This window comes from Agreia sp. PsM10 (assembly GCF_030433855.1).
In the GTDB taxonomy this organism is placed as follows: Bacteria; Actinomycetota; Actinomycetes; order Actinomycetales; family Microbacteriaceae; genus Agreia.
In genome coordinates this window covers 18,577-27,033 of record NZ_JARUXC010000024.1, presented here as the reverse complement: position 1 = coordinate 27,033, position 8,457 = coordinate 18,577, and the positions used below count along the sequence as shown (strand labels likewise).

At 66.3% G+C, this 8,457-nt stretch carries 12 protein-coding genes; 10 read left to right on the top strand and 2 right to left on the bottom strand.

Annotation, left to right across the window (positions count from 1 at the left end):
- Window positions 1–131: 131 nt before the first annotated feature.
- Complete coding sequence (gene lexA, locus QCD70_RS18680; RefSeq protein ID WP_301219064.1) at window positions 132–812, bottom strand: transcriptional repressor LexA; 681 nt, start codon at window positions 810–812, stop codon at window positions 132–134.
- Window positions 813–1,095: 283 nt separating this feature from the next.
- On the opposite strand from lexA, the gene QCD70_RS18675 reads away from it, so the two are divergent.
- From QCD70_RS18675 to QCD70_RS18650, 6 genes are all read left to right on the top strand, one after another.
- Complete coding sequence (locus QCD70_RS18675) at window positions 1,096–1,443, top strand: LysM peptidoglycan-binding domain-containing protein (RefSeq protein ID WP_301219062.1); 348 nt, start codon at window positions 1,096–1,098, stop codon at window positions 1,441–1,443.
- A gap of 72 nt (window positions 1,444–1,515) precedes the next feature.
- Window positions 1,516–2,589, top strand: coding sequence for a histidinol-phosphate transaminase (locus QCD70_RS18670; protein ID WP_301219060.1), 1,074 nt, complete (start codon window positions 1,516–1,518; stop codon window positions 2,587–2,589).
- A 98-nt stretch (window positions 2,590–2,687) separates the two neighbouring features.
- Entirely contained in the window at window positions 2,688–3,296 is a 609-nt protein-coding gene (gene hisB / locus QCD70_RS18665) for an imidazoleglycerol-phosphate dehydratase HisB (protein WP_301219058.1), read from the top strand.
- Window positions 3,293–3,925: an imidazole glycerol phosphate synthase subunit HisH gene (gene hisH, locus QCD70_RS18660; RefSeq protein ID WP_301219056.1), complete on the top strand. Its 633-nt coding sequence runs from the start codon at window positions 3,293–3,295 to the stop codon at window positions 3,923–3,925. The genes hisB and hisH overlap by 4 nt, the downstream gene beginning before the upstream one ends.
- Before the next feature lie 88 nt (window positions 3,926–4,013).
- A complete protein-coding gene (priA, locus tag QCD70_RS18655) occupies window positions 4,014–4,763 on the top strand; it encodes a bifunctional 1-(5-phosphoribosyl)-5-((5-phosphoribosylamino)methylideneamino)imidazole-4-carboxamide isomerase/phosphoribosylanthranilate isomerase PriA (protein ID WP_301219054.1) in 750 nt (249 codons plus the stop codon).
- Window positions 4,663–5,547, top strand: coding sequence for an SseB family protein (locus tag QCD70_RS18650; protein ID WP_367316752.1), 885 nt, complete (start codon window positions 4,663–4,665; stop codon window positions 5,545–5,547). The genes priA and QCD70_RS18650 overlap by 101 nt, the downstream gene beginning before the upstream one ends.
- 26 nt (window positions 5,548–5,573) lie before the next feature.
- On the opposite strand, the gene QCD70_RS18645 is transcribed toward QCD70_RS18650, so the two are convergent.
- A complete protein-coding gene (locus QCD70_RS18645) occupies window positions 5,574–5,921 on the bottom strand; it encodes a DUF1844 domain-containing protein (RefSeq protein WP_044443027.1) in 348 nt (115 codons plus the stop codon).
- A 342-nt stretch (window positions 5,922–6,263) separates the two neighbouring features.
- Here QCD70_RS18645 and infC point away from each other — a divergent pair, with 342 nt between their 5' ends.
- From infC to QCD70_RS18625, 4 genes are read left to right on the top strand one after another with little or no spacing between them, the layout of a single operon-like run.
- The gene (gene infC / locus QCD70_RS18640; protein WP_301219070.1) at window positions 6,264–6,917 is read left to right on the top strand and encodes a translation initiation factor IF-3; all 654 of its coding nucleotides are present in this window, start codon (window positions 6,264–6,266) and stop codon (window positions 6,915–6,917) included.
- Window positions 6,918–6,953: 36 nt separating this feature from the next.
- Window positions 6,954–7,148 (top strand): 50S ribosomal protein L35, encoded by a 195-nt coding sequence (rpmI, locus tag QCD70_RS18635; RefSeq protein WP_044443028.1) that lies wholly within the window; start codon window positions 6,954–6,956, stop codon window positions 7,146–7,148.
- A 33-nt stretch (window positions 7,149–7,181) separates the two neighbouring features.
- Window positions 7,182–7,568 carry a 50S ribosomal protein L20 gene (gene rplT, locus QCD70_RS18630; RefSeq protein WP_044443029.1) on the top strand — a complete coding sequence of 129 codons (387 nt, stop codon included), beginning with the start codon at window positions 7,182–7,184 and terminating at the stop codon, window positions 7,566–7,568.
- A gap of 45 nt (window positions 7,569–7,613) precedes the next feature.
- Window positions 7,614–8,423, top strand: coding sequence for a TrmH family RNA methyltransferase (locus QCD70_RS18625; protein WP_301219050.1), 810 nt, complete (start codon window positions 7,614–7,616; stop codon window positions 8,421–8,423).
- Window positions 8,424–8,457 lie beyond the last annotated feature (34 nt).

Genomic DNA, 8,457 nt, shown 5'->3' with positions numbered 1-8,457 from the left:
ACGAACTTCGACCACGCAAAACTGCTCCCCAGAAGTTGAGACTGAATTTCTCAGTCCAACTTCCGGGGAGCGGTTCAAATGATCGCCCGGGGCCCTTGTTCTGCGATTGCGGAGTCGTTCCTGCGTCTGCCTCAGCGAACCGATCGAAGAACCGACACGACCTTGCCGAGCACCTGCGCATGGTCGCCCACGATCGGCTCGAAGTTCGAGTTGCGGGGCAGGAGCCACGTGTGGCCGTCGCGCTGCCTGAACACCTTCACGGTCGCCTCGCCGTCGAGCATGGCCGCGACGATGTCGCCGTTCTCGGCCGTCTGCTGTGACCGGACCACGACGAAGTCGCCGTCGCAGATGGCGGCGTCGATCATCGACTCTCCCACGACCTTCAGCATGAAGAGGTCGCCGCTGCCCACGAGCTGACGGGGGAGAGGGAACACCTCCTCGACCTGCTGCTCCGCCGTGATCGGAATACCGGCGGCGATCCGACCCACGAGGGGCACGAGGGCCGCGTCGCCCATCGGCGCCGAGGACTCGGACGGTTCGTTCGTCTCGGTGGCCGAATCCGGCGTCGGGATGTCGATCAGGACCTCCATGGCGCGTGGCCTGTTCGGGTCGCGCCGAAGGTAGCCGCTCAGCTCGAGCTGGTTGAGCTGGTGCGTGACGCTCGACAGCGACGCGAGGCCGACCGCGTCTCCGATCTCGCGCATGCTCGGCGGATATCCACGCTGGCTGACGGAGCGCTGGACGACCCCGAGGATGGCCAGCTGCTTCTCCGAGAGACTCTTGCGTCGTCTCGTTCCACGTTCCGTGGTCATTTCTCCTGCTTTCCGGCTGCTTCGTATGCGGGTGTGCTCGTCGCCATCGACGACCGATGTCGGTGGCTGCTGATGCACTGTCGGTGGCTGGTGATGCAATTCATATCGACAGTCGAAACTGTATCCAACTCAGGGTGCAAACAAAACACATGTTCGAGTGTGTCGCGATATTTCTCGGCTTTCGAACTTGAACTATCGAACATTCGAAGCTATATTCGGAACACAGCTTCGTATCCGGTGCTCCCGGCCGATCACCGGATACGAATTTCTCCTGGAGGTTGCCATGACCGCTCTACCCGCTCCCACGACGAACGCCGTCCACCTGCGCATCACGCGCCGTGGTCGCATCGTGCTCGCGGCGCTGGCGTCGCTTCCCCTCGTGGCCGCCCTGGTCGCCTTGGCCGTCTTCGGGGCGAACAGCGCCGTTGCGAACGGCGCAGAGACGTCAGCCGCCTCGCAGTCGTTCGACTACGTCACGGTGCAGGCGGGCGAGACCCTCTGGGGCATCGCAGAAGAGATGGCGCCCACGGCCGACCCGCGCGACGTCATTGCAGACATCGTGAGCCTGAACCAGCTTCCGTCCTCCGAGGTTCAGCCTGGCCAGCGTCTGGCCGTTCCCAGCAAGTACTGATCCCGGTCGGTGCTGGTCCCCGTCGCTGTTGAGGCGCGCCGCAGGGCCCCGTCGTCGCACTAAAATCGTGGAGTGACCTCTCTCGAAGACCTCCCCATCCGCGACGACCTCCGGGGAAAATCGCCCTATGGTGCGCCGCAGAAGCATGTGCGCATCGAGCTGAACGTCAATGAGAACACGCACCCGATCCCCGAACCGGTTGCCCGAGACATCATCGAGTCTCTCGCCCGTGCGATCCTGACGATCAATCGCTACCCCGATCGCGAGTTCTCCCAGCTCCGCGATGGTCTCGCCGACTACCTCGGTCACGGTCTGACCCGAGACAACATCTGGGCTGCCAACGGATCCAATGAGATCCTGCAGCAGATCATGCAGGCCTTCGGCGGTCCGGGCAGGTCGATACTGGGTTTCCCGCCCACCTACTCGATGCACTCCATCATCGCCTCGGGAACGGGGACGGCGTGGGTCAGTGCCGAGAGGGATGCCGACTTCGAGATCTCCCCGTGCACGGCGGTCGCGGCGATTCGTGAACACGATCCCGACATCGTGATCTTCTGTTCACCGAACAACCCCACTGGCACACCGCTGTCGCTCGAGACCATCGAGGCCGCCTACGACGCCACCGACAAGATCGTCATCGTCGACGAGGCCTACGCCGAGTTCGCGCCCGCCGGTGCTCCATCGGCGCTCACGCTGCTGCCAGGACGTCCGCGACTGATCGTCTCCCGAACGATGAGCAAGGCGTTCGCGTTCGCGGGTGCGCGGCTCGGCTACCTGGCCGCGGACCCCGCGATCGCCGACGCGCTGCGCCTCGTTCGCCTTCCGTACCACCTGTCGTCGCTGACGCAGGCGGCAGCCGTGGCGGCACTGCAGCACTCCGCCGAGATGCTCGCCATGGTCGACGACATCGCGCGCGAGCGCGATCGCATCGTCGATCGACTCACAGAGCTCGGCTATCACCCATGGCCCACGTGGTCGAACTTCGTGCTGTTCGGGGGCGTCGAGAATCCGTCTGAGGTCTTCGAGACCCTGCTCGAGCAGGGCATCATCATCCGTGACCTGGGCATCCCCGGCCACCTGCGGGTGAGTGCGGGCACGCACGCCGAGACCACGGCGTTCCTCGAGGCGATGGCCGCGCTGTCCTGACGCGAGGCTCCGTCGTTCGGCACGAACGGCAGGAACTGCAGGATCGCCAAGAACGGCATGAACGGCAGGCGCGGCGTCGTCATCGGTAAACTGAAGACATGGCACACCCTTCCCGCACCGCCCGCCTGCAGCGTGCGACCAGTGAATCCAGCATCGACCTCTCGCTCGACCTCGACGGTACAGGCGAGAGTTCGATCTCGAGCGGGGTGCCGTTCTTCGACCACATGCTCACGGCTTTCGCGAAGCACTCCCTCACCGACCTGACGGTGACGGCGACCGGCGACATCGCGATCGACGTGCACCACACGGTCGAAGACATCGGCATCGTCCTGGGCACCGCGATCAAGCAGGCTCTCGGCGACAAGTCGGGAATCTCGCGGTTCGGTGACGCCCTGGTGCCTCTCGACGAGGCCCTCGTGCAGGCGGTCGTCGACATCTCCGGCCGGCCGTTCCTCGTTCACTCCGGTGAGCCGGCGGGCTTCGAATTCCACCTCATCGGCGGCCACTTCACCGGATCGATGGTGAGGCACGTCTTCGAGGCGATCACGTTCCACGCAGGGCTGACCGTGCACGTCACGGTGCTCGGGGGCCGCGACCCCCACCACATCGCCGAGGCCGAGTTCAAGGCATTCGCCCGTGCCTTCCGCCAGGCCAAGGCGTTCGATCCACTCGTGTCGGGAATCCCGTCGACCAAGGGAGCACTGTGACCCGCAAATCCGTCGTCGTCCTCGACTACGGCAGCGGCAACATCCACTCAGCGGCCAAGGCGCTCGAGAGAGCAGGGGCGAATGTCGTGCTGTCTCGCGATCGGGCGCGCGTCATGGAGGCGGACGGCCTGTTCGTTCCCGGCGTCGGAGCATTCTCCGCGGTGATGGAGCAGCTGCGCAGTGTGCGCGGCGACGAGCTCATCGACCGGCGACTCGCGGGCGGGCGTCCCGTTCTCGGAATCTGCGTGGGCATGCAGGTCATGTTCGACCGCGGAGTCGAGCGAGGTGTCGACACCGAGGGGCTGGGTGAATGGCCCGGCGCGGTCGATCAGCTGCCCGCCGAGATCCTGCCCCACATGGGCTGGAACCTCGTCGACGCGCCGAGCGAATCGGTGCTGTTCGAGGGCATCCGCGACGAGAGATTCTATTTCGTGCACTCCAATGCCGCCCAGCAGTGGCTCCTTCCCCCTCAGCCTCCGCTGCCCGCCCCGCGCGTCACCTGGGCCGATCACGACGGACGGTTCATCGCCGCCGTCGAGAACGGCCCGCTTTCGGCAACCCAGTTCCACCCCGAGAAGTCCGGCGAGGCGGGACTGCGTCTGCTGCGCAACTGGATCGCGTCGCTCTGACCCGGCTCCGATTTCGTCGGGTCCACCAGAATCGTTAAGATCGCACGGGGTGTCCGCACGTGCGCCTGACAGAGACCAGAAGGACGCCATGAGCGAGTTCAGCATCAAGACCCCCGCCCTCACCCTGCTGCCGGCCGTCGACGTCGCGGGTGGCAAGGCCGTGCGGCTCACGCAGGGCAAGGCGGGCACGGAGACCAACCATGGCGACCCCGTGGATGCGGCGGCCGACTGGATCGAGCAGGGCGCCGAGTGGATTCACCTCGTCGACCTCGACGCCGCTTTCGGCCGGGGAGACAACCTCCACATCATCAAGCGCGTCATCCACGCGGCCAAGGGCGTGAACGTCGAGCTCTCCGGCGGCATCCGAGACGACCGAAGCCTCGAGACCGCCTTGGAGACCGGCGCGAAGCGCATCAACCTCGGCACCGCGGCGCTCGAGAACCCGGAGTGGGCGGCCAGCGTGATCGCGAGTTACGGCGAGGCCATCGCCGTGGGTCTCGATGTGCGTGGCACAACGCTCGCCGCACGCGGATGGACCGAAGACGGGGGAGACCTCTGGGAGGTCCTCGCCCGACTCGAGGAGGCCGGCTGCGCACGGTACGTCGTGACCGACGTCACGAAGGACGGCACTCTCAAAGGCCCGAACGTCGACCTGCTCAAGCAGGTCATGCAGCGCACGGAGCGCCCGGTCGTCGCGTCCGGCGGCATCTCGAGCCTCGACGACATCGCTGAACTGCGTGCCCTCGTCTCGCTCGGACTGGAAGGGGCGATCGTGGGTCGCGCCCTGTACGCGGGGGCCTTCACCCTCGCCGAGGCACTGGACGTGGCATCTGACTGAGCATCCCGGCGACCACGCGCACCACGACGCCGGCGCGACGGACTCGGCGGGCCAGCCGTGGGCCGGCCGCTCGTTCGACACGAACTTCTTCGCCGGAGACTCGGGGGATGCGCCGGAGCGGCTCATCGAGGCCCTTCGCCGGTTCCGCGCCTCGGAGCTCGATCAGCAGGACGTGCTCGACGCGGTGCGTGACGTGCGCCTGCTGGTGCCGCTCGTCGCCCATGCGGGCGAGACGGGGGTCGACTCGCACGGCCGCCGCATCGACAAGACCCAGGAGCTGTCGCTCGTCACGGTGAGTGCGCCGGACGGACGCCGGGTGCTGCCGGTCTTCACCTCGACCGAGGCCATGACCGCCTGGAACCCGGCGGCCCGGCCCATACCGGCGTCGGCCCGCCGTGCCGCGCTCGCCGCAGCGGGAGAGGACACCCCGCTCATGGTGCTCGACGCCACGAGCGACACGGAGTTCGTGTTCCGTCGACCGATGCTCAGGGCCATCGCCGAGGGAACCCCGTGGGTCCACCCGGCCGTCGACCCCGACGTCGTGGCCGAGGTCGAGCGGTCGATCATCGGTGTGCCGGCCGTGCGCGCCGTGCGGCTCGTCGACGGCGATCCGGATGCCCGGCTGTCGGGCCCGCAGGTCGTCGTCGAGTTGGGGCTCGTGCCCGGCCTGTCGCGCGCCGAGCTCGACGAAGTGCTCGCGGTCCTGCAGAACCGCTGGCAGAGCAGCGAGCGCATCGCCGACGGAGTGGACTCGCTGGGCGTCAGGCTCGCCGAGGCCCGCTGAGCCAGCGGGTCAGTCGACGGGACTGGTCAGTTGACCGGGCCGGTGAGCTTCTCTCCGGGGCCCTGGCCGACGGCATCCGGAATCGCCGATGCCTCGCGGAACGCGAGCTGCAACGAACGGAGGCCGTCGCGGAGACTGCGGGCATGCTGGTCGCCGATCTCCGGCGAGGCGCTCGTGACGAGGCCCGCGAGGGCGATGATGAGCTTGCGAGCCTCATCGAGGTCGATCTGGTTCTCGGGATCGTCGGCGAGCCCGGTCTTGATGGCGGCGGCGCTCATCAGGTGCACGGCGGTGGTGGTGATCAGTTCGACCGCCGGCACCTCCGAGATGTCGCGCGTGGCGGAGGATGCCGAGTCGTCGTATGCAAAGCTCATGAAGCGAGTCTAGGTCGCCTGCGGCGCCGGACTATGCCGGTGGCCCATCCTCTGCTAGTATCTTCAAGGCTCTGGGGAACATGTATGCCCCCAGTACGAAAAGTGGAGAATCTCCCACCCGCACACCGCTTCAACAGGTTACCGGGTAGATTGCACTCCGCTCCGGATCGGAATATCGATGCGGGGTAGACAGGGTGCGGTGCACGAAACGGCGATCGCCGAGGCTGTGCGCAGATTGTTCAAGGTTCGTGGCTGCGTTGTCACCTACGACCGCGCTGCCGAGCCCGGTGCCCAGACATTCACGGTCTGTGAGCGCCGCACCAGCGATTGAAGGAGTAACGCATCAGCGATCCCCGTACCAACGACCGTATCCGGGTTCCCGAGGTTCGCCTCGTCGGACCGGCCGGTGAGCAGGTCGGCGTCGTCAGTATCGACGTCGCACTCAAGCTTGCCCAGGAGGCAGACCTCGATCTGGTTGAGGTGGCCCCCAACAGCAAGCCGCCCGTTGCCAAGATCATGGATTACGGCAAGTTCAAGTACGAAGCTGCGCAGAAAGCCAAGGAAGCCCGTCGCAACCAGGCGAACACGATCCTCAAAGAGGTTCGATTCCGTCTGAAGATCGACGTGCACGACTACGAGACCAAGCGCAAGCGCGCCGAGGGATTCCTCAAGGCGGGCGACAAGGTGAAGGCCATGATCCTGTTCCGAGGCCGCGAGCAGTCGCGACCCGAGCAGGGAGTCCGTCTGCTCCAGCGCTTCGCCGAAGACGTGTCCGAGTTCGGCACCGTCGAGTCGACGCCCACGATCGATGGCCGCAACATGGTCATGGTCATCGGGCCCCTGAAGAACAAGTCCGAGGCGAAGGCCGAGGCGAATGCCCAGCGGGCCGCGTCGAAGTCCCGCCCAGGTGCAGACGAAGCGGCGGATGAGACCCCCGAGGTCGAGTCACCGGCTGCAACCGACACCGTCACGGCAGACACTGCCGAGACGAAGTAGCACCCCACATACCGAGCACGTCCCAAGGAGATATCAATGCCCAAGATGAAGACCCACTCCGGGTCCAAGAAGCGCTTCAAGGTCACCGGCACCGGCAAGCTCATGAAGCAGCAGGCTGGAATGCGTCACAACCTCGAGGTCAAGTCGGCGAAGCGCAAGGCTCGCCTGAACCAGGACCAGGTGTTGGCTCCGGCCGACTCGAAGGTCATCAAGAAGCTTCTCGGCCTGTAGTCGCCGACTCCACACGGAATAAGGAATTAGGAAATGGCAAGAGTAAAGAGGGCCGTCAACGCCCACAAGAAGCGTCGGGTCATCCTCGAGCGCGCCAGCGGTTACCGCGGACAGCGTTCGCGCCTGTACCGCAAGGCCAAGGAGCAGGTCACCCACTCGCTCGTCTACTCGTACCGCGACCGTCGCGCCCGCAAGGGTGACTTCCGTCGCCTGTGGATCCAGCGCATCAACGCTGCGTCCCGCGCGAACGGCCTCACGTACAACCGCCTCATCCAGGGTCTCGGCCTTGCGGGCATCGAGGTCGACCGTCGCATCCTGGCCGACCTCGCCGTTCACGAGCCCGCCACGTTCGCGGCGCTCGTCGAGAGTGCTCGTGCCGCCCTCCCCGCCGACACGTCGGCGCCGAGGACCGCAGCCTAATAAGCTGTAGGGAGCATCCACGTTCCCTGACCCGAAAGAGGTCGCATGTCCCTCCTGGATAACCCGCGGTCGCCGCGGGTCCGGGCAGTGGCAAAACTCGCCAAGAAAGGAGCCCGGTCTGAGACCGGGCTCTTTCTCTTGGAGGGGCCACAAGCCGTTTCCGAGGCGCTGACCTTCGCGCCCGACCTCGTCGTCGACCTGTTCGCCACGCCGTTCGCGCTCGATCGATACGCCGACATCGGCGCCGCAGCCGAGCAGGCCGGGGTCGAGGTCGAGTTCGTGACCGAGACCGTTCTGCAGGCCATGGCCGACACCGTCACGCCGCAGGGCTTCGTCGCCGTGTGCCGGCAGTTCCCCACGGCGCTGAAAGACATCTTCGGCGCGTCGCCCCGCCTGATCGCCATCCTCGAAGAGGTGCGCGATCCCGGCAACGCCGGAACGATCATCCGGGCCGCCGATTCGGCCGGCGCCGACGCGGTGATCCTCACGGGCCGCAGCGTCGATCTCTACAACCCCAAGGTCGTGCGTTCCACGACCGGGTCGCTCTTCCACCTTCCTGTCGCCGTGGAGGCGAGCCTCGCCGACGTCCGGGCACGGGCCACGGAAGCGGGCATCCAGATTCTCGCGGCCGATATCAAGGGCGACGACATGCTGACGGCGCGCAACTCCGGCGTTCTCGATGCGCCGACGGCGTGGCTGTTCGGCAATGAGGCACGGGGCCTGAACGATGAGGACCTGGCCCTCGCCGACCACGCGATCTCGGTTCCCATCTACGGCCAGGCCGAATCGATGAATCTGGCGACGGCCGCCTCCGTGTGTCTCTACGAGAGCGCATTCGCACAGCGCAGCGCGTGATTCCGGCGCATAAGCGCACAGCATGAGGGCGATC

What these genes read in the sequence shown, in the direction of transcription:
- lexA (WP_301219064.1), bottom strand. Translation starts at nt 812, where the DNA reads ATGACCACGGAACGTGGAACGAGACGACGCAAGAGTCTCTCGGAGAAG.
- QCD70_RS18675 (WP_301219062.1), top strand. Translation starts at nt 1,096, where the DNA reads ATGACCGCTCTACCCGCTCCCACGACGAACGCCGTCCACCTGCGCATC.
- hisB (WP_301219058.1), top strand. Translation starts at nt 2,688, where the DNA reads ATGGCACACCCTTCCCGCACCGCCCGCCTGCAGCGTGCGACCAGTGAA.
- priA (WP_301219054.1), top strand. Translation starts at nt 4,014, where the DNA reads ATGAGCGAGTTCAGCATCAAGACCCCCGCCCTCACCCTGCTGCCGGCC.
- QCD70_RS18645 (WP_044443027.1), bottom strand. Translation starts at nt 5,921, where the DNA reads ATGAGCTTTGCATACGACGACTCGGCATCCTCCGCCACGCGCGACATC.
- rpmI (WP_044443028.1), top strand. Translation starts at nt 6,954, where the DNA reads ATGCCCAAGATGAAGACCCACTCCGGGTCCAAGAAGCGCTTCAAGGTC.
- rplT (WP_044443029.1), top strand. Translation starts at nt 7,182, where the DNA reads ATGGCAAGAGTAAAGAGGGCCGTCAACGCCCACAAGAAGCGTCGGGTC.
- QCD70_RS18625 (WP_301219050.1), top strand. Translation starts at nt 7,614, where the DNA reads ATGTCCCTCCTGGATAACCCGCGGTCGCCGCGGGTCCGGGCAGTGGCA.